At 58.9% G+C, this 23,376-nt stretch carries 24 protein-coding genes; 9 read left to right on the top strand and 15 right to left on the bottom strand.

The window, feature by feature from the left end; all coding sequences use genetic code 11:
• Positions 1–97: 97 nt before the first annotated feature.
• Both sbcD and sbcC read left to right on the top strand, forming a co-directional pair.
• Positions 98–1,303 carry an exonuclease subunit SbcD gene (sbcD, locus tag ACKLKD_RS25405; RefSeq protein ID WP_087806141.1) on the top strand — a complete coding sequence of 402 codons (1,206 nt, stop codon included), beginning with the start codon at positions 98–100 and terminating at the stop codon, positions 1,301–1,303.
• Positions 1,300–4,437, top strand: coding sequence for an exonuclease subunit SbcC (sbcC, locus tag ACKLKD_RS25400; protein ID WP_087806143.1), 3,138 nt, complete (start codon positions 1,300–1,302; stop codon positions 4,435–4,437). The genes sbcD and sbcC overlap by 4 nt, the downstream gene beginning before the upstream one ends.
• 337 nt (positions 4,438–4,774) lie before the next feature.
• Here sbcC and mak read toward each other — a convergent pair whose 3' ends face one another.
• Positions 4,775–5,689: a fructokinase gene (gene mak, locus ACKLKD_RS25395; protein ID WP_087806145.1), complete on the bottom strand. Its 915-nt coding sequence runs from the start codon at positions 5,687–5,689 to the stop codon at positions 4,775–4,777.
• Between the two features lie 91 nt (positions 5,690–5,780).
• Between mak and rdgC the strand changes: the two genes are divergently transcribed.
• Positions 5,781–6,692, top strand: a complete 912-nt coding sequence (gene rdgC / locus ACKLKD_RS25390) for a recombination-associated protein RdgC (protein WP_025710616.1) — start codon at positions 5,781–5,783, stop codon at positions 6,690–6,692.
• A gap of 72 nt (positions 6,693–6,764) precedes the next feature.
• Here rdgC and ppnP read toward each other — a convergent pair whose 3' ends face one another.
• The 4 genes from ppnP to aroL all read right to left on the bottom strand — a co-directional run bounded on the left by ppnP (position 6,765) and on the right by aroL (position 8,854).
• A complete protein-coding gene (gene ppnP, locus ACKLKD_RS25385; protein ID WP_002890284.1) occupies positions 6,765–7,049 on the bottom strand; it encodes a pyrimidine/purine nucleoside phosphorylase in 285 nt (94 codons plus the stop codon).
• A 77-nt stretch (positions 7,050–7,126) separates the two neighbouring features.
• A complete protein-coding gene (locus ACKLKD_RS25380; RefSeq protein WP_087806147.1) occupies positions 7,127–7,807 on the bottom strand; it encodes an AroM family protein in 681 nt (226 codons plus the stop codon).
• 250 nt (positions 7,808–8,057) lie between these two features.
• Complete coding sequence (locus ACKLKD_RS25375; RefSeq protein ID WP_002890278.1) at positions 8,058–8,249, bottom strand: YaiA family protein; 192 nt, start codon at positions 8,247–8,249, stop codon at positions 8,058–8,060.
• Between the two features lie 71 nt (positions 8,250–8,320).
• The gene (aroL, locus tag ACKLKD_RS25370; protein WP_080897015.1) at positions 8,321–8,854 is read right to left on the bottom strand and encodes a shikimate kinase AroL; all 534 of its coding nucleotides are present in this window, start codon (positions 8,852–8,854) and stop codon (positions 8,321–8,323) included.
• Between the two features lie 329 nt (positions 8,855–9,183).
• On the opposite strand from aroL, the gene ACKLKD_RS25365 reads away from it, so the two are divergent.
• On the top strand, positions 9,184–9,882 hold the full coding sequence (locus ACKLKD_RS25365) for a DUF2076 domain-containing protein (protein WP_087806149.1): 699 nt from the start codon (positions 9,184–9,186) through the stop codon (positions 9,880–9,882).
• On the opposite strand, the gene ACKLKD_RS25360 is transcribed toward ACKLKD_RS25365, so the two are convergent.
• Positions 9,879–10,337, bottom strand: coding sequence for a YaiI/YqxD family protein (locus ACKLKD_RS25360; protein ID WP_080897016.1), 459 nt, complete (start codon positions 10,335–10,337; stop codon positions 9,879–9,881). The genes ACKLKD_RS25365 and ACKLKD_RS25360 overlap by 4 nt on opposite strands.
• A gap of 116 nt (positions 10,338–10,453) precedes the next feature.
• Here ACKLKD_RS25360 and proC point away from each other — a divergent pair, with 116 nt between their 5' ends.
• Positions 10,454–11,263 (top strand): pyrroline-5-carboxylate reductase, encoded by an 810-nt coding sequence (gene proC, locus ACKLKD_RS25355; protein ID WP_025710611.1) that lies wholly within the window; start codon positions 10,454–10,456, stop codon positions 11,261–11,263.
• 64 nt (positions 11,264–11,327) lie between these two features.
• Here proC and ACKLKD_RS25350 read toward each other — a convergent pair whose 3' ends face one another.
• The 5 genes from ACKLKD_RS25350 to ACKLKD_RS25330 all read right to left on the bottom strand — a co-directional run bounded on the left by ACKLKD_RS25350 (position 11,328) and on the right by ACKLKD_RS25330 (position 15,870).
• Positions 11,328–11,645: a PsiF family protein gene (locus tag ACKLKD_RS25350; RefSeq protein WP_025710610.1), complete on the bottom strand. Its 318-nt coding sequence runs from the start codon at positions 11,643–11,645 to the stop codon at positions 11,328–11,330.
• Positions 11,646–11,736: 91 nt separating this feature from the next.
• A complete protein-coding gene (gene phoA, locus ACKLKD_RS25345; RefSeq protein ID WP_025710609.1) occupies positions 11,737–13,167 on the bottom strand; it encodes an alkaline phosphatase in 1,431 nt (476 codons plus the stop codon).
• A gap of 89 nt (positions 13,168–13,256) precedes the next feature.
• Complete coding sequence (gene iraP, locus ACKLKD_RS25340) at positions 13,257–13,517, bottom strand: anti-adapter protein IraP (RefSeq protein ID WP_004204875.1); 261 nt, start codon at positions 13,515–13,517, stop codon at positions 13,257–13,259.
• Between the two features lie 300 nt (positions 13,518–13,817).
• Entirely contained in the window at positions 13,818–15,017 is a 1,200-nt protein-coding gene (locus ACKLKD_RS25335) for a multidrug efflux MFS transporter (RefSeq protein ID WP_025710608.1), read from the bottom strand.
• A 169-nt stretch (positions 15,018–15,186) separates the two neighbouring features.
• Positions 15,187–15,870, bottom strand: coding sequence for an extensin family protein (locus ACKLKD_RS25330; protein WP_080897017.1), 684 nt, complete (start codon positions 15,868–15,870; stop codon positions 15,187–15,189).
• 99 nt (positions 15,871–15,969) lie between these two features.
• Here ACKLKD_RS25330 and ddlA point away from each other — a divergent pair, with 99 nt between their 5' ends.
• Positions 15,970–17,067, top strand: coding sequence for a D-alanine--D-alanine ligase (gene ddlA / locus ACKLKD_RS25325; RefSeq protein WP_042929014.1), 1,098 nt, complete (start codon positions 15,970–15,972; stop codon positions 17,065–17,067).
• Between the two features lie 32 nt (positions 17,068–17,099).
• Here the strand turns inward: ddlA and ACKLKD_RS25320 are convergent, their stop codons facing one another.
• Positions 17,100–17,303, bottom strand: a complete 204-nt coding sequence (locus ACKLKD_RS25320; protein ID WP_012968852.1) for a DUF2754 family protein — start codon at positions 17,301–17,303, stop codon at positions 17,100–17,102.
• A 252-nt stretch (positions 17,304–17,555) separates the two neighbouring features.
• Between ACKLKD_RS25320 and ACKLKD_RS25315 the strand changes: the two genes are divergently transcribed.
• Complete coding sequence (locus ACKLKD_RS25315; RefSeq protein WP_025710605.1) at positions 17,556–17,858, top strand: YaiY family protein; 303 nt, start codon at positions 17,556–17,558, stop codon at positions 17,856–17,858.
• On the opposite strand, the gene ACKLKD_RS25310 is transcribed toward ACKLKD_RS25315, so the two are convergent.
• The 3 genes from ACKLKD_RS25310 to ACKLKD_RS25300 form a co-directional block, all read right to left on the bottom strand.
• A complete protein-coding gene (locus ACKLKD_RS25310; RefSeq protein ID WP_025710604.1) occupies positions 17,855–18,961 on the bottom strand; it encodes a DUF1615 domain-containing protein in 1,107 nt (368 codons plus the stop codon). The genes ACKLKD_RS25315 and ACKLKD_RS25310 overlap by 4 nt on opposite strands.
• A gap of 18 nt (positions 18,962–18,979) precedes the next feature.
• On the bottom strand, positions 18,980–20,200 hold the full coding sequence (gene sbmA, locus ACKLKD_RS25305) for a peptide antibiotic transporter SbmA (protein WP_025710603.1): 1,221 nt from the start codon (positions 20,198–20,200) through the stop codon (positions 18,980–18,982).
• 117 nt (positions 20,201–20,317) lie between these two features.
• Positions 20,318–20,830 carry an isochorismatase family protein gene (locus ACKLKD_RS25300; RefSeq protein WP_165931886.1) on the bottom strand — a complete coding sequence of 171 codons (513 nt, stop codon included), beginning with the start codon at positions 20,828–20,830 and terminating at the stop codon, positions 20,318–20,320.
• 219 nt (positions 20,831–21,049) lie between these two features.
• Between ACKLKD_RS25300 and ampH the strand changes: the two genes are divergently transcribed.
• Positions 21,050–22,210: a D-alanyl-D-alanine-carboxypeptidase/endopeptidase AmpH gene (gene ampH, locus ACKLKD_RS25295; protein ID WP_004178722.1), complete on the top strand. Its 1,161-nt coding sequence runs from the start codon at positions 21,050–21,052 to the stop codon at positions 22,208–22,210.
• A 106-nt stretch (positions 22,211–22,316) separates the two neighbouring features.
• Entirely contained in the window at positions 22,317–23,291 is a 975-nt protein-coding gene (hemB, locus tag ACKLKD_RS25290) for a porphobilinogen synthase (protein ID WP_002890201.1), read from the top strand.
• The last annotated feature ends 85 nt before the right edge of the window (positions 23,292–23,376 follow it).

Raw genomic sequence — 23,376 nt, 5'->3', positions numbered from 1 at the left:
CGGTCTGATGATCGGGTATTTTGAAGCACGGCGCGGACTTACCCCCCGCCGACAAATGGTATACTGCCGCCCATGCTTTTTTCGCTAGGGAAGATTTATGCGCCTCCTTCACACCTCCGACTGGCACCTGGGCCAGAATTTTTACAGCAAAAGCCGCGCCGCCGAACATGATGCCTTCCTGACCTGGCTGCTGGCCCGCGCGCAGGAGTATGAAGTCGACGCCATTATCGTAGCCGGCGATATTTTTGATACCGGCTCACCGCCAAGCTACGCTCGCGAACTGTATAACCGTTTCGTCGTCCAGCTGCAGCAGACCGGCTGTCGCCTGGTGGTGCTGGCGGGCAATCACGATTCAGTGGCGATGCTCAATGAATCGCGCGATATCCTCGCCTTTTTACACACCACCGTGGTGGCGAACGCTGGCCATGCGCCTATTGAGCTGCCGTTGCGCGACGGCACCCCGGGCGCCATCTTCTGCCCGGTGCCGTTTTTACGCCCGCGCGAACTGGTGACCAGCCAGGCCGGCCACTCCGGCCGGGAAAAGCAGCAACAACTGCTGCACGCCATCAGCGACTATTATCAGCAGCAGTATCAGCAGGCCTGCGCGCTGCGCGGCGATCGGCCGCTGCCCATCATTGCCAGCGGCCACCTGACCACCGTCGGCGCCAGTAAAAGCGATGCCGTTCGCGACATTTATATCGGCACACTCGATGCCTTTCCGGCGCAACACTTCCCCCCTGCCGACTACATTGCGCTGGGCCATATCCACCGTGCGCAGGTGGTCGGCGGCTGCGAACACATCCGCTACAGCGGTTCGCCGCTGCCGCTGAGCTTTGATGAAACCGGCAAAGCGAAATCGGTGCACCTGGTGAGCTTTAACGACGGGCGACTCAGCGCCGTAGAGACGCTGGAAGTCCCCGTTACCCAGCCGCTGGCGGTGATCAAAGGCGATCTGGCCGCCATCACCGCCCGACTGGAGCAGTGGCGCGGCGTCGAGCAGGACCCGCCGGTGTGGCTGGATATCGAAATCACCACCGAGGACTACCTGCACGATATTCAGCGTCATATTCAGGCGCTGACGGAGGATCTGCCGGTGGAAGTGCTGCTGGTACGCCGCAGCCGCGAGCAGCGCGAGAAAATTCTGCTTGGCGCCCAGCGGGAGACCCTCAGCGAACTGAAGGTGGAGGAGGTGTTTGAGCGTCGGCTGGCGCTGACCGAGATTGACGATGACAAGCGCGCCCGGCTGCATGAGCTGTTCACCCATACGCTGCATACGCTCACCGCGGAGGACGAAAACGCATGAAAATCCTGAGCCTGCGACTGAAAAACCTCAACTCCCTGAAGGGCGAATGGAAGATAGACTTTACCGCCGAGCCGTTTGCCAGCAACGGCCTGTTTGCTATTACCGGCGCCACCGGCGCCGGCAAAACCACCCTGCTCGATGCCATTTGCCTGGCGCTTTATCACGAGACGCCGCGCCTGAATAAAGTCTCCCAGTCGCAAAACGATCTGATGACCCGCGATACCGCCGAGTGTCTGGCGGAGGTGGAATTTGAAGTCAAAGGCATCGCCTACCGCGCTTTCTGGAGCCAGAATCGGGCGCGTAACCAGCCGGATGGCAATCTGCAGGCACCCCGCGTCGAGCTGGCGCGCTGCGCCGACGGCAAAATCCTCGCCGATAAGGTTTCGGATAAGCTGGAACAAACCGCGACGCTTACCGGCCTCGACTATGGCCGCTTCACCCGCTCGATGCTGCTTTCCCAGGGGCAATTTGCCGCCTTCCTGAACGCGAAGCCGAGCGATCGCGCGGAGCTGCTGGAGGAGCTGACCGGCACGGAAATCTACGGCCAGATTTCAGCCATGGTCTACGAACAGCACAAAGCTGCTCGCCACGCGCTGGAGAAGTTCGAAGCCCAGGCGGCGGGTATCGTTCTGCTGACGGAGGCCCAGCAGCAGGCGCTGCAGGAAAGTTTGCAGGTACTTACTGACGAAGAAAAAGCTCTGCTGGTACAGCAGCAAAGCCAACAGCAGCAGCTCCAGTGGCTGACCCGCCGCGACGAACTGGCGCAACAGCAGCAGGAGGCGGTCACCCGACAGCAGCGGGCCCGCCAGGCGCTGGCCGACGCCGCCCCGACGCTGGCGAAGCTTGAGCTGGCCCAGCCCGCCGCCCAGTTACGTCCCCTGTGGGAGCGTCAGCAGGAACAGGTAGCTGGTCTGGCGAAAACCCGCCAGCGGATCAACGAAGTAAATGCTCGCTTACTTGCCAGCACCGCGCAGCGCGCGCGCATTCGTCAGGGCGCCCTGCGCACCCAGCAGCAGCGTCAGGCTGAACTGACGGAGCTGGCGCAGTGGCTGACGGCCCATGATCGATTCCGCTTATGGGGCCAGGAAATTGCCGGCTGGCGGGCGCAATTTTCGCAACTGATGCGCGATAAACAGCAGCTGGCGGCTCAGACCACCCGCCTGGCCGCGCTGCGCCAGAAGCTGGCCGCTCTGCCGGCCAGCTCCCTGTCATTGTCCGCAGAGGACGTCGCGGCGGCGATGGCGCAGCAAACGCAGTCGCGGCCGCTGCGCCAGCGGCTGGTCTCGCTGCATGAACAGCATCAGCAGTTGCACAAACGCCTGCGGCAGAGCGCCGAGAACATCCAGCAGGCGCAAACGGAGCAGGCAAAACTCAATGCCACCCTCACGCAACGTCGGGAGCAATATAAAGACAAAAACCAGCACTATCTCGACCTGAAGGCGCTCTGCCAGCGGGAAGAAACGATTAAAGATCTGGAAGGCTACCGCGCGCGGCTCGAAGCGGGTAAACCCTGCCCGCTGTGCGGCGCCTGTGAACACCCGGCGATTGAACAATACGCTTCGCTGACGGTCACGGATAACCAGCGTCGCCGCGATGCGCTGGAAAAAGAGGTCGCCGCGCTGAAAGAAGAAGGTCTGCTGGTCCTCGGGCAGGTCAACGCCCTGACGCAACAGCTCCAGCGTGAGACCGAAGCGGCCCGACGGCTCACAGAGGAAGAGCAAGCGCTCACTAAAGCGTGGCAGGAGACCTGCGCCTCGCTGCAGGTCACGCGGGATATTGCGCAAGAGATAAACGACTGGATGCAGGAGCAGGCGCGCTACGAGCAGCAGCTTTATGAGCTCAGCCAGCGCCTGATGCTGCAGAGCCAGCTCAACGATCAGGAGGCGCTGGAGCGCCAGGCTCACCAGCAGCTGGAGACCACGCGCCAGGGGCTGGAGAACGCCCTGCTGACGCTGTCGCTCAGCCTGCCGGAAGAAGGCGCAGAAGCCGCCTGGCTGCACGCTCGTGAAAATGAATTTGCCCGGTGGCAGGCGCAACAGACGCAGCATGGCGTGCTCCAGGAGCAGATCGCCGCCCTGAAACCGCTGCTCGATACGCTGCCCCCCGGCGATGAGGATGACGCGGAGGCTGAGCCGGTTATCCCCGACAACTGGCGTGAAATCCACGAGGAATGCCTGTCGCTGCACAGCCAGCTTGTCGCCCAGCAGCAGCAGGAGATCGAAGAAACGGCGCGTCTGGACCAGTCACAGACGCAATTCACGGCTGCCCTGGCCGCCAGCCGCTTCAGCGATCGGGAGGCGTTCCTCGCCGCGCTACTGGATGACGAGACCGCCCAGCGGCTGACGCAGTTAAAACAGACGCTGGAGCAGCAGCTCCAGCAGGCGACGGTGCTCTGCGAGCAGGCGACCCGGCAGCAACAGGCGCATCTGGCGCTGCGGCCGCAAGGGACGGACACGGACATCCCCACCCTGCAAACGCAGCTGCACGCCCTTGCCCAGCGGCTGCGGGACAACACCACCCGCCAGGGTGAGATCCGCCAGCAGCTCAGGCAGGACGAAGCGAGTCGTCAGCAGCAGCAGGCGCTGGGGCAGCAGATTGCAGAGGCGGCGCAGCTGGCGGACGACTGGAGCTATCTCAACTCACTGATCGGCTCCAGCACCGGCGACCGGTTCCGCAAATTCGCCCAGGGGCTGACCCTCGATAATCTGGTCTGGCTGGCAAACCAGCAGCTCAACCGCCTGCACGGCCGCTATCTGCTGCAACGCAAGGCCAGCGAGGCGCTGGAGCTGGAGGTTGTCGATACCTGGCAGGCCGACGCGGTGCGTGACACCCGCACCCTCTCCGGCGGCGAAAGTTTCCTCGTCAGCCTGGCGCTGGCCCTGGCGCTGTCAGACCTGGTGAGCCATAAGACGCGGATTGACTCCCTGTTTCTTGATGAAGGCTTCGGCACCCTCGACAGCGAAACGCTCGACACGGCGCTGGACGCCCTGGATGCCCTTAACGCCAGCGGTAAAATTATCGGGGTAATCAGCCATGTGGAGGCAATGAAGGAACGTATTCCGGTGCAGATCAAAGTGAAGAAGATAAACGGCCTGGGCTATAGCCGGCTGGACAGAGCGTTTGCGGTGGAATGAGGTCCTAATTATTGCAATGTCCCCTCACCCTAACCCTCTCCCGGAGGGAGAGGGAACCGTCCGGCGCCGGTCTGTAGTTTCGCACGCTATTGCGATTCCCCTCTCCCGGAGGGAGAGGGAACCGTCCGGCGCCGGTCTGTAATTTCGCACGCTATTGCGATTCCCCTCTCCCGAGGGAGAGGGAACCCTCCGGCGCCGGTCTGTAGTTTCGCACGCTATTGCGATTCTCCTCCCCCGGCAAGAGACAAGGGGTTCCCGGCCACCGTCTCAACCACCCGCACCGTACCGCTTTTCTCCCTCTCCCTACTGGGAGAGGGCCGGGGTGAGGGGGTGCAGTTTAGTTCCCCTGGAGCGGCCACAGCCAGGCCGCGCCGCGTACTCCGCTGGAGTCACCGTGCAACGCTTTGCGGATCGGCGTTTCGCACTCGCCGCCGAAGACCCACTGTTTCACCAGGTCCGGCACCGTCTGATACAGGCGCTCGACGTTGCTCATCCCACCGCCCAGCACGATAACGTCCGGGTCGAGAATATTCACCACGTGGGCCAGCGATTTCGCCAGCCGCTGTTCATAGCGGCTCAGCGCCAGTTCGGCCTTTTCGTCACCCTCGCCCACCAGGCGCATAATCTCGCTGCCGGTTAACCCTTTGCCGCTCAGCCGCTGATAGTCGGTGGCGAAGCCAGTGCCGGAGATAAAGGTTTCGATACATCCCTGTTTACCGCAGTAGCAAGGGACTTCCGCGCGGTAGCGCAGCTCATCGTCGTTCATCCACGGCAGCGGGTTGTGCCCCCACTCGCCGGCCGTGCCGTTGCCGCCACTATGCGCCCGCCCGTTGAGCGCCACGCCCGCGCCGCAGCCGGTGCCGATAATCACCGCGAACACCGTTTGCGCCCCCGCCGCCGCGCCGTCCACCGCTTCCGACACCGCCAGACAGTTGGCGTCGTTGGCCAGCCGAACTTCACGCTCAAGGCGCAGGCTGAGATCCTTATCAAAGGGCTGGCCGTTGAGCCAGGTCGAGTTGGCGTTTTTCACCACGCCGGTATAAGGCGAAATCGAGCCAGGAATGCCCATCCCCACGGTGCCCTGCTGTCCGGTCGCCTGCTCGGCCATCGCTACCAGGGTAGCAATAGTCTCAATAGTTTGCCGGTAGTCCTCACGCGGCGTGGGTAACCGGTGGCGAAACAGCTGCTCTCCCTGGTCGCTCAGGGCTATCACTTCGGTTTTTGTTCCACCTAAATCAATACCAATACGCACGCTCTGCTCCTCAGCCCGATTAACAATGCAAGCATAGCGACAATTCGCTATCATGCCCGCCTGATTTAACGACAAAGCCGTGGAAATTATCATGCTGTGGTTCAAAAATTTAATGGTTTACCGTCTCAGCCGCGATATCGAATTGCGCGCCGAGGAGATGGAAAAACAGCTGGCCGAGCTGACATTTACCCCTTGTGGCAGCCAGGATATGGCGAAAACCGGTTGGGTATCGCCGATGGGATCGCACAGCGACGCGCTGACGCATACGGCGAACGGCCAGATCATTATCTGCGCGCGTAAAGAAGAAAAGATCCTGCCGTCGCCGGTGATTAAGCAGGCGCTGGAGGCGAAGATCCAGAAGCTCGAAGCCGATCAGGGCCGCAAGCTGAAGAAGACCGAGAAAGATTCCCTGAAAGATGAAGTGCTGCACTCGCTGCTGCCGCGCGCCTTCAGCCGATTCAGCCAGACAATGATGTGGATCGACACCGTCAACGGCCTGATCATGGTCGACTGCGCCAGCGCGAAGAAAGCGGAGGATACCCTGGCCCTGCTGCGTAAAACCCTCGGCTCGCTGCCGGTGGTGCCGCTGACCCTGGAGAATCCGATTGAGCTGACGCTGACCGAATGGGTCCGCTCCGGCACCGTGGCGCAGGGCTTCCAGCTGCTGGATGAAGCCGAGCTGAAAGCGATGCTGGAAGATGGCGGCGTGATCCGCGCCAAGAAGCAGGATCTGGTCAGCGACGAAATCGCCGTGCACATTGAGGCCGGAAAGGTCGTCACCAAGCTGGCGCTGGACTGGCAGCAGCGTATTCAGTTTATGATCTGCGATGACGCGTCGATTAAGCGCCTGAAGTTCTGCGATGAACTGCGCGATCAAAACGAAGATATCGATCGGGAAGATTTCGCCCAGCGTTTTGACGCCGACTTTATCTTAATGACTGGCGAGCTGGCTGCTCTGATTCAGAGCCTGGTGGAAGGGCTCGGCGGCGAAGCACAGCGCTAAGCGCCGCTTTCCTTCCTGCCAGGCAGGAAGGAAAAAAACCACCCGGCGGCAGACGCCGGGGATCGCACTGGCTTACAGATAGCGGCACAGATAAGAGGTTGGCTCAGCCACCTGCAGATGGAATTCGCTGTTGCCTGGCACATTGAAGACTTCGCCGGCGGCGTAAACTTTCCACTCAGTCTCACCCGGCAGCAAAACATTCAGCGCCCCGCTGACCACCGTCATCTCTTCCGGCTGCGCCGTCCCGAAGGTGTATTCTCCTTCCGCCATCACGCCAACGCTGGCGCGACCGGTACTGCTGCTGGTGAAGCCAATGGATTTCACTTTTCCGTCAAAGTATTCATTGCTTTGAAGCATAAACAAGCCCTTCTGATCGTCGTTGAAAGGCTCAATATAGGGGGCGCTCCTTGCCCCTGTCACGTGAAATTAACACATTAGACCAATAGTTCTGCCGCCAGTCGGGAAACCAGCACATTCGACAGCAAAACCGGGACATCGAGGGCTTTTTGTAACACATCGCGATGATGCTGATAGTAACCGAGACAGTCGAGCACCAGCACATCGGCGCCCTGCTCGAGCAGCGCTTTGCCGGCGGTTAATAATTCACTGTCGCTACCGGTAAAGGGGTTAGCCAGGGCGTAGTACGGCGACTTTTCTAACAACAGCCATTTTTGCCGCTGCATGGGCATGATCTCTTCCACCGGCACAATCACTCCAACCTGGTGACCATCGACGATCGACGCCACCAGCGGCGGGATGATCCGCTGCGGCTCAAGAAGGATCGCATGCTGCGTCGCAAAGCTGCTTAGCGGTTCCGAACTTAGCAGCAGGATCACATCATAGTTCTGCCGATCCAGCATCGCGATCACGCTGCGGATATCGCGTTCAATTTTCTCTCGCGACACCATCAACAGCTGACCATCCGTCAGCAGGGTCAACAGCCCCTGCTCGCCATCGCCCACCGCGTAGGCTTTCACCACCTCGGCATGCGTCATATCGCCCAGCAGACTAATGTGGGTGATCTGTTCTTCCCTGATATGTTCGGTCAGGAGCGGCAACACTCCCGCCAGCGGCACAACGCCGATGGTCAAAATTGCCATCGTTGCACTACTCATATCATGTACCTTTTCACTACCACTGCTTCAACACAGGCTTACCACACACAGCATTCGCCCCCCTGGTGAGTAAAAATCAACCGTCGAGAAGCGTAGCAGCTGTACGCCACGGCTGAATGTAAAGATTGCCGGGCGACAGCGACGTGCCTGAAAAATCCGTGTGTTAGATATTCATTAGTACGACTGATAAATAAAAAATGTGAGATACGCCCGATATTGCCAGCATGGCGGGCAATTCGGGCTCAGGGGGTTACGATTTGTCAGGATCTTCATAGCGCCGCTTGGCATCCACGGCTTCCTGCTCGGTAGGATGTTCGCTGATCAGCGAATCGGGCTCAGGGTAATCCGCGCGGAGTTGATACCAGGTGACCGTCTGGCCCTGAGGGCCTTTCTCTACCGCGACAACGCGGGCTTCTCTCGGATAAGGGGGCCTGTTTGGCATAGTTCTTCCTTCTTCTGGCGTCAGAACTAGTAAGTATAGGCACCCCTCGCCGCCTTAATGTAAGTAAATTCTTAACTTACCGGGGTCGCCGCTGCACCGCACAGCATCGTCATGATCTGCTCCACTACCCGATCAGGAGAAGCCGTGGCATCGACAATGTGGTGGGCAGCGTCACGGTATAAGGCTTCGCGCTGCGCCAGCACCTCCCCCACTTCCTCACGTACCGGTTTCCCGGTCAGCGTCGGACGCTGTTCCGCTTTCGGGTAGGCTTCCAGGCGGTCTATCAGCGCCGACACCGAAGCCTGCAGATAGATAACCACGCCGTTCTCCCGCATAAACTGGCGGTTACATTCCGCGAGGATGATGCCGCCGCCGGTGGCGATCACCGTATCCGGCAGGGTCACGGCCTTCAGCGACAGGGTCTCCAGTTCGCGAAAACGCGTCCACCCCTCCGCCTGCACGATCTCCGCGACCGTCCGCTGCTCATGAGCCTGCAGTCGATGATCGGTATCGGAGAATTGAAAATGCCGCGCTCGCGCCAGCGCATGGCCGACGGTAGTTTTACCGCAGCCGCGTGGCCCGATGAGAAAGATTGGCTGTGTCATGACCGAAGACCCCCTGGTTCCGTCTGTCGCAAAATAATCAAAAACGAAAGAACGTATTATCGCTGTCTGTTCCGCAACGCATTAGTAAAGAAAACGTTACACAACTTCTTTACACCCCATTACCACAGTGAGAAAAGGGGTTCTTGATGTAAACTTATCATTGCATTTAGTGTTTAACCAGCTTTACTTTCTGCTGGGCGTTATTTTTTATCCACCACTGGCGTAAACGGTAACACATTTATGCATAGCTTTACGAAGCAACATATTTACAACATCATGTTTCAGACGCACCCTGATGCCTATTCGACAGTGTGACAGAGGAATGTAACATGCAATCTGAAGAACAACGCCTTATTGATGGACTGTTTTCCCGGCTGAAAGAGGCTGAGGCACACAGTGCATCGCGCGATACCAGCGCCGAGGAGCGGATTGCCCAACACGTCAGCGCGCAGCCGGCGGCACCGTACTATATGGCGCAGACCATTCTCATCCAGGAAGCCGCCATTAAACAGCTCAACGATCGCATCCAGGCGCTGGAGAGCCAGGTCAGTCAGCTGCAGGCGGCGAAGCCCAGCAGCGGCGGCTTCCTCTCCGGTCTGTTTGGCGGTGGCGGCTCGTCGCGCGGTTCTGACCCGATCCCAGGCGCGGAGCAATACGGTCGCCCGCAGGCCAGCGCCCAGCCGCAGTATGCTCCGCAACAACAGCAGCAGAGCTATGCCCCGCAGGCTGCCGCACGCGGTGGCGGCTTTATGGCAGGCGCGCTGCAAACAGCCGCAGGCGTAGCGGGCGGTGTGGTGCTGGGCAATATGCTGACCAATATGTTCAGCGGCTCGCACCCGCAGGAGATCGTTAACATCATCGAAGAGAAACCGCAGCCTGAGGCGGACACCGCGCAGGATGCCACCGCGGGTGACGATCCGTTCCGCCAGGGAGACGATCAGTTCCTTGCCGACAATACCTGGAACGACGACTTCGACTCCGGCTTTGGCGACGATGATATTGGCAGCGATGACGATAGCTGGGTTTAATCCTGCTGACGCTTAACCGCCAGCAACCACTTCTCCAGCTCGGCGGCAAACTGTTGCCGATCGCGCTGCGATAAACTATCCGGGCCGCCGGTCTGAACGCCGCTGGCCCGTAATGTCTCCATAAAATCCCTCATCGTCAGCCGCTCGCGGATCGTCGCCTCGCTGTAGCGTTCCCCGCGCGGATTGAGCGCCGCCCCGCCCTTCGCCAGCACCTCCGCCGCCAGCGGGATGTCGGCGGTGATCACTAAATCTCCCGCCGCGCACTGACGCACGATTTCGTTATCCGCCACGTCAAAACCCTGCTCAACCCGCAGGGTGCGGATGAAGCGCGACGGCGGTACGCGCAGCGGCTGGTTCGCCACCAGCGTCAGCGGAGTCTGGGTCCGCTCTGCCGCGCGGAACAAAATTTCTTTAATCACGTTCGGACACGCGTCCGCATCCACCCAAATGGCCATGCCAGCTCCTGTTACCTGCAATAAGTGACGCCAATGTTACCTGCTTTTCTCCCCCAGGAAAGCGCCAGGATGGTAAGCTAATCAGATCGTAACGAAAAAAGCAGAGGGGAATGGTGATGGATAAGAAAATTGGCTTTATCGGCTGCGGCAATATGGGTAAGGCCATTCTGGGTGGGCTGATCGCCAGCGGCCAGGTACAGCCGGGACAAATCTGGGTCTACACCCCGTCGCCGGACAAGGTTGCGGCGCTACGCGACCAGTATGGCATCAACGCCGCCGCCAGCGCCCAGGAAGTAGCGCAGATTGCCGATATCGTCTTTGGCGCGGTGAAGCCGGGGATTATGACCAAAGTGCTGGGCGACATCGCCTCCAGCCTGAATAAAGAGTCGCTGGTGGTGTCCATCGCCGCTGGCGTCACGCTCGAGCAACTGGCGCGCGCCCTCGGTCACGATCGCAAAATCATTCGCGCGATGCCTAATACGCCGTCACTGGTTAACGCCGGCATGACCTCTGTGACACCAAACGCGCTGGTCAGCAGCGAAGATGTGGCCGAAGTACTGACCATGTTCCGCTGCTTTGGCCAGGCGGAGCAAATTGCCGAGCCGATGATCCATCCGGTGGTGGGCGTGAGCGGCTCCGCGCCGGCCTATGTCTTTATGTTTATCGAAGCGATGGCCGATGCTGCCGTTCTCGGCGGCATGCCGCGTGCCCAGGCCTATAAATTCGCCGCCCAGGCGGTGATGGGCTCCGCCAAAATGGTGCTGGAGAGCGGTGAACATCCGGGCGCGCTGAAAGATATGGTCTGCTCCCCTGGCGGAACCACCATCGAAGCCGTGCGCGTACTGGAGGAGAAAGGGTTCCGCTCGGCGGTGATCGAAGCCATCACCCAGTGCATGGAAAAATCAGAGCAACTGAGCCGCTCCTGAAGCTGAACAGATGGGCTGCCATGCCCTGAGACGTAAAAAGGGAGCGCCTGAGCGCTCCTTTTTTTCAGGCTTTCTTCAGGCAAGTACTCATGAAGGTATTACGTTCATCACCTTTCAGTGATTTCGCTGTGGCCGCTTTGCTGCAATCGCTCATCTTCTGCTGCTGAGGGGTGAGCGCCTTTCCTTGCGAGGTCGTGCTCTCTTTTTTCAAACACTGGCTCATAAAGGTTTTGCGCTCCTCTCCTTTCAGCGCTTTAGCTGACGCTTGCTGATTGCAGTCCGTCATCTTTTGCTGCTGAGGAGTGGGCGTTTTTTCTGCCGCGCCAACCGCGCTGATAAAGATCAAGCCAAACAGTAGGGTCATCAGTAAGGTTATTTTCATCGCACCATCCTTCTGTGAGTGGATCGTTGTAAGTCTGGACGCAGATAGAAAAAAAACCAGCCGGTGACGCGATTTCGCCACCGGCAGCGACTTATTTCAGACTCAGGGCAGCTTTCATAGTTGAGAACAGGTCAGTCTGATCGGTCAGGCCAACGACGTTAGCCGCGTGTGGCCCGTAGGCCGCAATGCGCAGCTGGGTACCAGTATGCTCCATCGACTCTTCCTCAGAGTTGCCATAGCTCATGACCATCACTGCGCCATCGTGGGTATTCAGCGCCTGGGTCAGCCCCGGGGCTTTGCTATCCGCCGGGATGATCTGACTGGCGTGCGCATGGTCGGCGGTGACGATCACCAGGGTATTGCCGTCTTTTTTGGCAAATTCCAGCGCCTTCTGCACCGCCTCATCGAGATCAACCGTTTCGCCGATCTGGCCGCACGGATTCGCCGCATGATCCTGCTTATCGATGGAGGCGCCTTCCACCTGCAGGAAGAAGCCTTTCTCGTTGCGGCTCAGCAGGTCAATCGCTTTCTCCGTCATCTGCGCCAGCGTCGGCACCGAGGCGTCGCGTTTCGGGTTTGGGGTACAGGTCACCGGCGGCTTATCGATATTACCGTGATAAGACGCCTTCGGCCCTTCCCAGCGTACCGGCATATTGCCGTCGGCGAAGAGTCCCAGCAGCGGTTTAGCCTGACTGGCGTCAGTCGCAGCGGCAAGGGACGCCGCGTCGGTCACAATCTGGTAGCCGCGCGCTTGTGCCTGCTCGCGCAGGGTTTTTCCCTGCCACTCGCCCGCCGTCGCCGTTTCGGCAAACGTCTTCGCGCCGCCGCCCAGCGTCACATCCGGCCGGGCGTTCAGCAGCTGTTCGGTAATGGAGCCTTTGCCCCCTTTCTCCAGCGCATTGCTGGGGCATTTTTCGCTGGTGACCGTGGGGCCGTAGCATTTACGCGATGTTACATGCGCTACCAGCGCCGCGGGGGTCGCGTCCTGCAGTTCGGCGGTGGAAACGTTGCCGGTAGCCAGCCCCGCCGCTTTCGCCAGTTCAAGGATGGTCTGATGCGCGTTCTCATGAATATCGACGCCCAGCGCGCCGTTATAAGTCTTCACGCCGGTGGTCCAGGCGGTGGCGGACGCCGCCGAGTCGGTCACATAGTCCGGTTTACCGGTTTTTTTATCCAGCGAATAGTGCGTGTACTGCCCGGTTAATGGCAGAGCGTCAATTCCTTTAAAGAAACCGCCCGCCCCTTCGGCATAATTTCGCGCCGCGGTAATTTCCGAATCACCCATACCATCGCCAATCAGTAAAATAATATTTTTGGCCGGCTTGTTGATTAATGAGGCGCGCAGCGCTTCGGTTTGATCGCCTGTTAAACGACGCGCGCCGCCGGGGGTGGTGATATCCCCCTGCGCAGCGCGATTTTCCAGAACCGGCGCAGCCGTGGTTTCGGCATGAATAACCGGCGAGCCCAGCAGAGGCAGCAGGGCAATAAACAGGGCGCTTAATTTCACTTTTGTCATCTCCATGTAAAAAATACTTAAAAAAACAAAACGAGGGAGACTTTATAAAAGGGAGATGACAGAAAAATGACGGCATCCTTGTCGTGTCACAAAGACTAACTACGAGGATGCCGCAACAGCTTCTTTAGATATTGCTGCAGCAAAATGGCATCCTGGTCGTTGACCGGCGGACAGGGCGTCACCTGGTCTATCGCCTGTTCAATATCCTGAATCAATGCCTGCTGGGCATCATGCTCCATATGGCGCAATAATGCGGTGACCACGATCTCCAGCGCTTCAACCTGCACCGTCAGTTCCTTTGCTTCTTCTTCCTTTTGCGCCAGTTTAACCAGTAACTCAGCAATGAGATTCTTCATAGCACCAGTTCCTTATGCGAGGCCTGTTTTTGGTTGGGATGTCATGCCCGATGACGAACATCAGAATTACTTAAAATAAGAATCGTCGCAACACCCAATATACAGCGAAACGTTTAACCACAATAAAATACCACTATAAATAGTATTGTTTAATGACAAGCGAGGCGGGCGATCCTCAGATGACGCGGGAAATAATTAAATGGAATATTACTCACGAAATGGTGATAACAAAAAGTAATGGTAAATCTCCCGGCGGGGAATAACGCTGACGGTAGCGGGATAAATACCGTCAGCGGAGGTTCAGGCGTTAGCGCGACGGGTGCGGCGCAGCATCCATGCCAGTTGCCAGAGGTTAATGAAGACGATAATGGCGGTGGCAATAAATACCCAGCGGAAGCCGGCCATTGCCGACACCGAAGCGCCAATCAGCGGCCCGGCGACATTGCCCAGATACATAAACGACTGGTTATAGCCAAAGATGCGCCCGGTGACGCTGTCGCTGCTGTATTTCAGCAATAAGGTCTGCACCGCCGGAAGCATCGCGCCATCGGCAAAGCCGAGCAGGAAACGCAGCGTCCCCAACTGCAGCGGGGTGGTGACAAAGGACATGGCGAAGAACATCACCACCGCGCAGCAGAGCGTTGCCAGCAGGATCCGCGAGGTGCCAATGCGGTCGCCTAACTTACCCAGCCGCGGGGCAGAGATCAGCGCCGACACGCCGGGCACCGCGGCAATCATCCCCGCCAGAAAGGCGATATTGTTGCTGTCCGGCGCCATCGATTTGATAAACAGCGCCAGGATCGGGCCAATTGAGCCGTTGCACAGCTGGATCACCAGGGTGGTGAAAAAGAGGCTGATCACCAGCCCCGGGTAAGGCAAGGTGGCAAAAACTTGTTTCCCGGTGAGGCGCTCGCTTTTGCTGACCTGCGGGCGAACGCCCTCTTTAATCAGGAACAGGGTCACCAGGAAACTGATGGTCAACAGGACAGCCGTAATAAAAAAGACCATCCGCAGTCCGACGTGGTCCGCCAGGAAGCCGCCCAGCAGCGGGCCGCCGATCACGCCGCTAATTTGCGCCGTCGACAGTGTGCTTAGCGCCCAGCCGCTGCGCTCGCGCGGCACCTGCGAAGCCACCAGCGCCATGGCGTTGGGAATATAACCGGAGGTTAAGCCCATGATCGCCCGCAGGATAAACAGCTGCCAGACGTTGGTGGCGAAAGCCTGCAGTAAAATGGCGACCGCCATCCCCAGCGAGGCGCGCAGCAGCATCAGCTTGCGGCCTTTGCGGTCTGCCAGGCTTCCCCACATCGGCGAGACGATCGCCGAGACCAGGAAGGTGACGCTGAAGGTCAGCCCCGACCACATCGACAGCGCTTCATGCGAAGTCACGCCCAGCTGGGAGACGTAGAGGGGTAAAAAAGGGAGAATTTGACTGATCGCCAGGCCGGTAAAAAAGCAGCCAAACCAGACGGAGATGAGATTAACCTTCCAGGATTCCATAACTACGCGTATTCATTAATGATTTGTCAATTATTACCTAGCTTAGCAATTTCATTCCGCTGGTGTACTACCATAGATGCGCTGGCGATGAGTTTGGTGTTTTATGACTGGGGAAACGAGCCTGACAAATCATTTTCTGGTTATTGCGCCTGCTCACAGCGCTTTATGCTCAAAAACAGAAACCCTGCCCGCGCATCCCGAAGTGAAAATGGTTGGCGTGAGCCGCATTGTATTCTGGCCCCAGCGCGTTGCCGAAATAGTGGCAACTGTTGCTCAACAGCGCCGCCAGCCAGGGCCGGGAGGTCTCGCTGCGCCAGCCCTGCAGAACGCTGACGCGTCGGCCGTTGGCGAGGCGGAAACCGCTGACGTCCAGCGCGTCCGCCGTGGCGTGTTCACTGCGCCGCGCCTGTGCCCGATGGTAGATATTGCGACAGGCAAAGCTGCCAAGATGATCGATCTGGCGCAGATCGCTCGCCATCAGCTGGCGGGTCAGCGGCTTCGCCTGCTGCTCGACATACAGCGCACTGCTCAGCGCCAGCGGGCAGCTGGCGAGGAAACTGCTGCTCAGCTTCACCGGGCCAAAATTCGCTACCCGCACCACGTTGCGCAGAGGGCAATTTCCCTCGCTGTCGGCCACCGGCTGGCTGGCGATAAGCCGCCGGCGATTAGCCTCCGCCAGCAGGGAGGCACACTGGTCTGCCGTCAGCCCGCGCAGCTTGTATGACGTCAACCAGCCCGGGGGATCGTCCAGCGTCAGCGGCGCCAGCGGATTCAGGTGCGGCGGCAGAGAGCGATATCCCAACAGGCCCGCGCCGAGCAGCCCCGCCAGTACCAGCAGCGTCTTTCCTCTCACGCCCACTCCCGTCAATTGATCAGGTAAATATTATGGCAGCCAGGCAGCGGTTTCACATGGTATGTTATGCCCTTTGATGTAATCTGGATGGAAGTTGAAATGGCAAAGATGAGGGTTGGGATCGTTTTTGGCGGTAAGTCGGCAGAGCATGAAGTGTCGCTGCAGTCAGCGAAGAATATCGTGGAAGCGATTGATAAATCGCGCTTCGATGTGGTTCTGTTGGGTATTGATAAACAGGGTCTATGGCACATTAACGATGCCGGCAACTACCTGCTCAATGCTCAGGACCCTGCCCGCATCGCCCTGCGCCCTTCCACAGTGACTCTGGCGCAGATCCCGGGCCGCGAAGCGCAGCAGCTGATTAACGCCGAAAGCGGCCAGCCGCTGGCGGCCATCGATGTGATTTTCCCGATCGTCCACGGCACGCTGGGCGAAGATGGTTCCCTGCAGGGGATGCTGCGCATGGCGAATCTGCCTTTCGTCGGCTCCGATGTGCTGGGCTCCGCGGCCTGTATGGACAAAGACGTGACCAAACGTCTGCTGCGCGATGCCGGGCTCAGCGTCGCGCCGTTTATCACGCTGACCCGCGCCAACCGCGCGCAGTTCAGCTTTGCCGATGTCGAAGCGAAGCTCGGCCTGCCGCTGTTCGTTAAGCCGGCTAATCAGGGGTCATCGGTTGGCGTTAGCAAAGTTAAAAACGAAGAGCAGTACCATCAGGCGGTGGCCCTGGCCTTTGAATTTGACCATAAAGTGGTGGTGGAACAAGGCATTAACGGGCGGGAAATTGAGTGTGCGGTGCTGGGTAACGATCACCCGCAGGCCAGCACCTGCGGTGAAATTGTCCTTAACAGCGAATTTTACGCCTACGATACCAAGTATATTGATGACCAGGGCGCGCAGGTGGTGGTTCCGGCCGCTATCGCCCCTGAGATTAACGACAAGATCCGCGCTATTGCGGTACAGGCCTACCAGACCCTGGGCTGCAGCGGCATGGCCCGCGTCGACGTGTTCCTCACCGCCGACAACGAGGTGGTGATCAACGAGATCAACACCCTGCCGGGCTTTACCAACATCAGCATGTATCCGAAGCTGTGGCAGGCCAGCGGCCTCGACTACACCAGCCTGATCACCCGGCTGATTGAGCTGGCGCTGGAGCGCCACGCCGCGGACCGGGCGCTGAAAACCTCCATGAACTAAAACCGGCTTTACCGCGCCTGGCAGCGGCGGCCTCAGGCCTCTTCTGCCGGGCGACGACGGATCACCAGGCCCGCGGCCCAGAAGCTTATCACCCAGGTCACCAGACCGACGGCGTAGGATTGCCAGCCCTGAGTCTCAAACCCCAGCAGCCCCACCACCCCGTTGAGAATGAAAATTAACCCCAGCGCCACCGCGTAGTAGTGCCAGTCGCGGCGAATTTTATCAGTGAGCTTCATGCGGCCTCCAACAGCGAAAAACGCATCTTCGCATAGCCGCTCGCGGCGGTCTGTAGCGCAAGGGAGAATGTTGCTGGATTGCGACGTCAGTCTCCCTTTTGCGCTCCTGTGGCACGGTTAACACAACGGCGAAAACAGGATTATTCCTGGACGGCAATTACCAGCAATCTGATACTGACAACGGCGCCTCACTGCCAGAATACCTGCCATAGAGCTGGAGAAAAAACCAGCAGCACAGAGTTAGGAGGGCCTATGGCTGAATTCAGTTTTTCAAAATCGCTTTTGGGAAATAAAAAAAGAGGGGCCCTGACCGGCAGCCATATCGCCTACGGGCTGTTCGTGCTGTTTTGCTGCTGGGCCGGCGCGCAGATGCTCAGTATGTTGATCCACGCCCCGGGGGTCTTTGAACGTCTGATTCAGGCGCAGGACGCCGGCCGTCCACAAGTTGACATCAGCCTCGCCGTAGGTACCCTCTTTGGCCTGATCCCGTTCCTGATCGGCTGCTCGTTCATCGGGCTGCTGGCGCTAATCGTGCGCTGGCGTCAGCGCCGTTAACGCCGCGCCATACAGTTAGCCCGCCGCTCATCGACCCGTTTCGCAAACCACGCCGTCGTCAGATTACGGGTAATTTTCGGACTCTCAAGCTGGATCCCCGGCAACATTTCCCGCGGCAGGGCTTTGCCCGCTTTTTTATCGGCAAGACGGAAAACCTGTTGATAGAGATCGGTCTTCTCAAACGCCAGGCTGTCGCCCTTTTTCAGCTGACGATGGATCTCGCTGTCGCTCATTCCCAGCTGACCCGCCAGACGGCGCACCGCCAGCTCGGTATTACCCGGTTCATCGCTGTCGTAGCGGATAAGGTCGCCATCGAGCGCCAGCTTCACCCCGCTGGCTTTCACCACCGCGTTCTGGAAGGCGGCGTTACGGCTGGCATACCAGCCGGCGTTGAAATCGGCAAAGCGGTACAGCGGCACGCTGTAACTGGCCGGGTAGTTCAGCAGATGATAGGTGCCAAACCACAGACCACCGCGCAGGCTAAAGACCTCCTGGCGCACCGTGCCGTTCATTTTCCACGGGTAGCCGGAGGTGTGCTGCTCGGCAAAGGCAATGCTGACCTGCATCGGCCCGCCGGTATGCACCGGGTTAAGCGAACCGAACAGCTTCTGCCCCATCGGCACCATCCCGATAAAGTCATCAAAAATAGCGCTCAGTTGCTTTTCCGTCTTCACGTTGTCCAGACGGTCGCTGTAGCTTTTGCCGTTTGGCGAGGTGATCTTCAGCGCGGTATGGACCAGAAACAGCGGAATGTGCATTTTTTCCGCCCGGCGGTCGATCTCCTGCCAGGCAATTTTATTCAGCCCCGGCACTACCGGATCGGACTGATAGTTAGACTCCTGCTGCGCCACCGCCAGCACCGAGCAGACATTCTCTTCCGTCGGCGCCAGCTTCTGGCTGTCAAACGCGGTAGCGATGGCCTGCGCCCAGGCCTCTCGATCCTTAACGCTGGCGGGCATTTTCTGCCGCACCACCGACGCCACGTCTACGGGCTTCTCCCCCTCTTTCAACACCGGGGCCTGCTGGCTGGTACAGGCGCTCAGCACCATCGCCGCCAGCAGCGGCAACGAACCGGGAATAATGCGCGATAAACGTGCGGCCATCATGCTTCCTTGTCTTGATTAACGTAATGTCGGGATCGCTTCCTGCAGCGGTTTGCCGTCCAGCTCGCGTTCAAAACTACGCAGACGTTTATAGATGGACATCAGTTCCACCAGCGTCGTCCACGAGCTGATCAGGTACTGGAACGAACCGCGCACCTGGCCGAAGACGTTGGTAATTTGCGTCATCAGCCCAAGGGTAATCGTACCGGCAACGATCGACGGAAACAGCAGGAAAAGGCCGAAAACGTTATCCACCTGCAGATAGAGAATGCGGGCGATATTGAAATACATATAGTGGAAATAGAGACGGAAATAGTTGCGACGCACTGCGCGGAACAGCTCGCGCACCGTCGGCGGCGTGGCGCGGGTTTCATCGTCCTCACCGTAGACCAGCTCTTTACGATACGCCGCTTCCACGCGCTGGTTTTTAAACTCCAGACCCGGCAGCTTAATCCCCACCACCGCCAGCAGGCCGGTGCCCATCAGCGACCAGACGATAGCGGCAATCACCAGGCCGTACGGCAGATGACCAACGATAGGCAGGTCGGGAACGTGTTCGGAGAGCGTTACCAGCACCGGCAGGAAGGCGATCAGGGTCATCACCGCGTTGATAAAGCTCACCCCCATATCTTCGAGGGTGGAAGCAAAACGCATGGTATCTTCCTGCACACGCTGCGCGGCGCCTTCGATATGGCGCAGATGCTGCCAGTGGGCCATATAGTGTTCGTTCATCGCCGTGCGCCAGCGGAAGACGTAGTGGCTGACGAAGAAGTTGTTCATCACGCCAATGATCACCGCGATGATCGCGATGCCGAGAAAGACGCCGATTTCCTGATAAAACTGGTTGATGCTGACCTTATGCGGGGTGGCCAGCGCGCTCTGGATCAGGTCGTAAAATGGCGCGTACCAGGCGTTGATCGCCACGCCCACTTCCACCAGAAACCAGGTGACGAAGATGATGAGCGACGTGCCGAGAATCGACCAGTACTGCCAGCGATGGGGGCAGTAAATAAACCAGAAGATCGCAAACACGCCGACGCAAAACAGATAGTAAGCGTAGAACACCAGATAATTAAGCGACCAAAAGCGCGCCGCGCTGATTGCCACATTGTGCGATGCTCCGGTGACCCGCAGCAGCCAGTCGCCGCCGCCCGCCTGCCAAAAAATCACGGCCAGTAGCGACCAGATTAAGGCAGAAATAAAAAACGGCCCCGGTTTGGGGAAAAAAGATTTAAACATCATTGTCTCCTGCTAACTTCTTATCGTTCTGCTATTGCTGTGTACGACGCATACGCCGGCCGCCGCGTGGGTGCGCTCTCGCGGGGCAGACGAATGATAAGACCGGATATCAACAGCTTAGTTCTGCTGCCAGGCGTGCAGAATTGTTTCTGTGGGTTTCACCTGTAAAGGATTGCCAGGAACGGTCAGCGTACGCCACACCTCATTGTAGTGGGCGATAAGCGTCGCGGCCGGCGCGGCGGGACGGTCGGCGGTGGTATGGGCATCTTCCGCGACAACGATGCCGTAACCACGGCTGGCGCCGTTTTTAATGGTGGTGTCGAGGCAGTAGTCGGTGGCGCAGCCGCAGATGACGAACTGCTGGATGTCGTGTTCGCGCAGCACCTGCGCCAGCGAGGTGTGGTAGAAAGCGTCGCAGGCAGTTTTGGTGACATACAGCGCGCCAGCTGGCTGTTCCAGCTCGGGAAGCAGGGCAAAGCCTTCGCTGCCGGCTTCGAGGCCACCGGCTTCATCATGCTGAATGAAAATGACCTTGTCCGCCGCACGCACCAGACGGTTTATCTGCGCGACGCAGCGCTCGCGCGCCAGACGCGGCGTGGCAAACACGCCATTTTGCATATCCACGACCATCACTACCCGTTGAGCCGTCATTGTTCTCTCCCACGAACGTTCAGCCAAACGGCCATCATACGCGCCGGCGAAAAAAGCCGATATCCGAAAGCGTAAAAAAGTCTTTTTTACGCACCGTTACCTTTTTCCTGCAGGAATGTCGTGAATCCCACTTTGTTCTGCGCCACTTCGTAGTATAAATACCCTCTTCTCTTTTATTTATTTAATGGATGATCTCCGTTGAAACGTAGTTTGCTCATTTTTGCTGCGCTGTGCGCGGCGTCGTGGACCTCGGTGCAGGCCGCACAGCCTACCGTTGACCCGGTTTTCGCCTCGGATGTGGTCGATCGGTACGCCAATCATATCTACTACGGCAGCGGCGCCACCGGCATGGCGCTGGTGGTTATCGATGGCAATCAGCGCGTTTTTCGCAGCTTTGGCGAAACCCGCCCGGGGAATAATCAACACCCGCAGCTCGACTCGGTGATCCGTATCGCTTCTCTCAGCAAGCTGATGACCAGCGAAATGCTGGTGAAACTTCTCGACCAGGGCGTGGTGAAACTCAACGATCCGCTGAGCAAATACGCCCCGCCGGGCGCCCGGGTGCCTGACTGGCAGGGAAAACCGATCACCCTGGTGAACCTCGCAACCCATACCAGCGCCCTGCCGCGCGAGCAGCCTGGCGGCGCCGCTCATCGTCCGGTGTTTGTCTGGCCGACCCGCCAGCAGCGCTGGAACTGGCTCTCAACGGCGACCCTGAAAACCGCGCCGGGCTCACAGGCGGCCTACTCCAATCTGGCCTTCGATTTACTGGCGGACGCGCTCTCCACCGCCGCCGGCAAACCGTATCCGCAGCTGTTTGAAGAGCAGATCACCCGGCCGCTTGGGATGAAGGACACCACCTTTACCCCGTCACCGGATCAGTGCCAGCGGCTGATGATCCCGGAAAAAGGCGCCAGCCCCTGCAACAACACCCTGGCGGCGATCGGCAGCGGCGGGGTCTACTCGACGCCGGGAGATATGATGCGCTGGATGCAGCAGTTCCTGTCATCCGATTTCTATACCCGCAGCCAGCAGGCCGACCGAATGCAGACGCTGATTTATCAGCGCAACCAGTTGACCCGGGTGATTGGTATGGATGTGCCGGGCCGGGCAGACGCGCTGGGTCTCGGCTGGGTGTACATGAAGCCAAAGAATGGCCATCCGGGAATTATTCAGAAGACCGGCGGCGGCGGCGGGTTTATCACCTATATGGCGATGAATCCACAGGCTAACGTCGGCGCTTTTGTGGTGGTGACCCGCTCGCCGTTAACCCGCTTCAACAATATGAGCGACGGCATTAACGATCTGGTCAGCGAGCTGAGCGGCGCACAGCCCAACATGCAGACGGCCAGCCAGTAAGCCCGGGAGAGGTTTCGCCGATGCGACATAACGATCGTTTTGGCGAAACATCCTGCTGCCATTTCAGTTACACTAACGTCTTTCATTTCACAAAATCAGGCAAACCATGACAGATTTAATCACTCGCCCCCGCCGCCTGCGTCAATCCGCTGCGCTGCGCGCCCTGTTTGAAGAGACAACACTGAGTTTGAACGACCTGGTGTTGCCGATCTTTGTTGAAGAAGAAATTGATGATTACAAAGCGATCGAGGCCATGCCCGGCGTGATGCGCATTCCGGAAAAATATCTGGCGCGCGAGATCGAACGCATCGCCAACGCCGGGATCCGCTCGGTGATGACCTTTGGCATCTCTCATCACACCGATGCCACCGGCAGCGATACCTGGAATGAAAATGGTCTGGTGGCGCGTATGTCGCGGATCTGTAAGTCCACGGTGCCGGAGATGATTGTGATGTCCGATACCTGCTTCTGCGAATACACCTCCCACGGCCACTGTGGCGTGCTGTGCGACCACGGGGTGGATAACGACGCGACCCTGGAAAACCTCGGCAAGCAGGCCGTTGTCGCTGCCGCCGCGGGCGCGGATTTCATCGCCCCTTCCGCCGCGATGGATGGACAGGTGCAGGCGATTCGCCGCTCGCTGGACGCCGCCGGCTTCACCAATACGGCGATCATGTCCTACTCGACCAAGTTCGCCTCTTCCTTCTACGGCCCGTTCCGCGAAGCGGCCGGTACCGCGCTGAAGGGCGATCGTAAAACCTATCAGATGAGCCCGATGAACCGCCGGGAGGCCATTCGTGAGTCGCTGCTTGATGAAGCCCAGGGCGCCGACTGCCTGATGGTGAAACCGGCTGGCGCCTACCTGGATATTCTGCGCGACATCCGCGAACGCAGCGATCTGCCGCTCGGCGCCTATCAGGTCAGCGGGGAGTACGCGATGATCAAATTCGCCGCCCAGGCCGGGGCTATCGATGAAGAGAAAGTGGTTCTGGAAAGCCTCGGCGCTATCAAACGCGCGGGCGCCGACCTGATCTTCAGCTATTTCGCCCTCGATCTGGCCGAGAAAAAAATCCTCCGTTAAATCAGTCTCTCCCCGGTAGCGCTTCGCTTACCGGGGCTACCAAACCTCATCTCCGATGTGCTGCATTTATCGCGACCACCACACC

Origin of the sequence: Klebsiella sp. 10982 (assembly GCF_048589245.1) — a bacterium.
Lineage (GTDB): Bacteria > Pseudomonadota > Gammaproteobacteria > Enterobacterales > Enterobacteriaceae > Klebsiella > Klebsiella quasivariicola.
Note: the sequence above shows the minus strand (reverse complement) of the source record. Positions and strands in the feature narration are given on the sequence as shown.

Excerpts from the sequence above, each read along its gene's own strand:
- sbcD (WP_087806141.1), top strand. The coding sequence starts at position 98 with ATGCGCCTCCTTCACACCTCCGACTGGCACCTGGGCCAGAATTTTTAC.
- sbcC (WP_087806143.1), top strand. The coding sequence starts at position 1,300 with ATGAAAATCCTGAGCCTGCGACTGAAAAACCTCAACTCCCTGAAGGGC.
- rdgC (WP_025710616.1), top strand. The coding sequence starts at position 5,781 with ATGCTGTGGTTCAAAAATTTAATGGTTTACCGTCTCAGCCGCGATATC.
- ppnP (WP_002890284.1), bottom strand. The coding sequence starts at position 7,049 with ATGCTTCAAAGCAATGAATACTTTGACGGAAAAGTGAAATCCATTGGC.
- ACKLKD_RS25380 (WP_087806147.1), bottom strand. The coding sequence starts at position 7,807 with ATGAGTAGTGCAACGATGGCAATTTTGACCATCGGCGTTGTGCCGCTG.
- ACKLKD_RS25375 (WP_002890278.1), bottom strand. The coding sequence starts at position 8,249 with ATGCCAAACAGGCCCCCTTATCCGAGAGAAGCCCGCGTTGTCGCGGTA.
- aroL (WP_080897015.1), bottom strand. The coding sequence starts at position 8,854 with ATGACACAGCCAATCTTTCTCATCGGGCCACGCGGCTGCGGTAAAACT.
- ACKLKD_RS25365 (WP_087806149.1), top strand. The coding sequence starts at position 9,184 with ATGCAATCTGAAGAACAACGCCTTATTGATGGACTGTTTTCCCGGCTG.
- ACKLKD_RS25360 (WP_080897016.1), bottom strand. The coding sequence starts at position 10,337 with ATGGCCATTTGGGTGGATGCGGACGCGTGTCCGAACGTGATTAAAGAA.
- proC (WP_025710611.1), top strand. The coding sequence starts at position 10,454 with ATGGATAAGAAAATTGGCTTTATCGGCTGCGGCAATATGGGTAAGGCC.
- ACKLKD_RS25350 (WP_025710610.1), bottom strand. The coding sequence starts at position 11,645 with ATGAAAATAACCTTACTGATGACCCTACTGTTTGGCTTGATCTTTATC.
- phoA (WP_025710609.1), bottom strand. The coding sequence starts at position 13,167 with ATGGAGATGACAAAAGTGAAATTAAGCGCCCTGTTTATTGCCCTGCTG.
- iraP (WP_004204875.1), bottom strand. The coding sequence starts at position 13,517 with ATGAAGAATCTCATTGCTGAGTTACTGGTTAAACTGGCGCAAAAGGAA.
- ACKLKD_RS25335 (WP_025710608.1), bottom strand. The coding sequence starts at position 15,017 with ATGGAATCCTGGAAGGTTAATCTCATCTCCGTCTGGTTTGGCTGCTTT.
- ddlA (WP_042929014.1), top strand. The coding sequence starts at position 15,970 with ATGGCAAAGATGAGGGTTGGGATCGTTTTTGGCGGTAAGTCGGCAGAG.
- ACKLKD_RS25320 (WP_012968852.1), bottom strand. The coding sequence starts at position 17,303 with ATGAAGCTCACTGATAAAATTCGCCGCGACTGGCACTACTACGCGGTG.
- ACKLKD_RS25315 (WP_025710605.1), top strand. The coding sequence starts at position 17,556 with ATGGCTGAATTCAGTTTTTCAAAATCGCTTTTGGGAAATAAAAAAAGA.
- ACKLKD_RS25310 (WP_025710604.1), bottom strand. The coding sequence starts at position 18,961 with ATGGCCGCACGTTTATCGCGCATTATTCCCGGTTCGTTGCCGCTGCTG.
- sbmA (WP_025710603.1), bottom strand. The coding sequence starts at position 20,200 with ATGTTTAAATCTTTTTTCCCCAAACCGGGGCCGTTTTTTATTTCTGCC.
- ACKLKD_RS25300 (WP_165931886.1), bottom strand. The coding sequence starts at position 20,830 with ATGGTCGTGGATATGCAAAATGGCGTGTTTGCCACGCCGCGTCTGGCG.
- hemB (WP_002890201.1), top strand. The coding sequence starts at position 22,317 with ATGACAGATTTAATCACTCGCCCCCGCCGCCTGCGTCAATCCGCTGCG.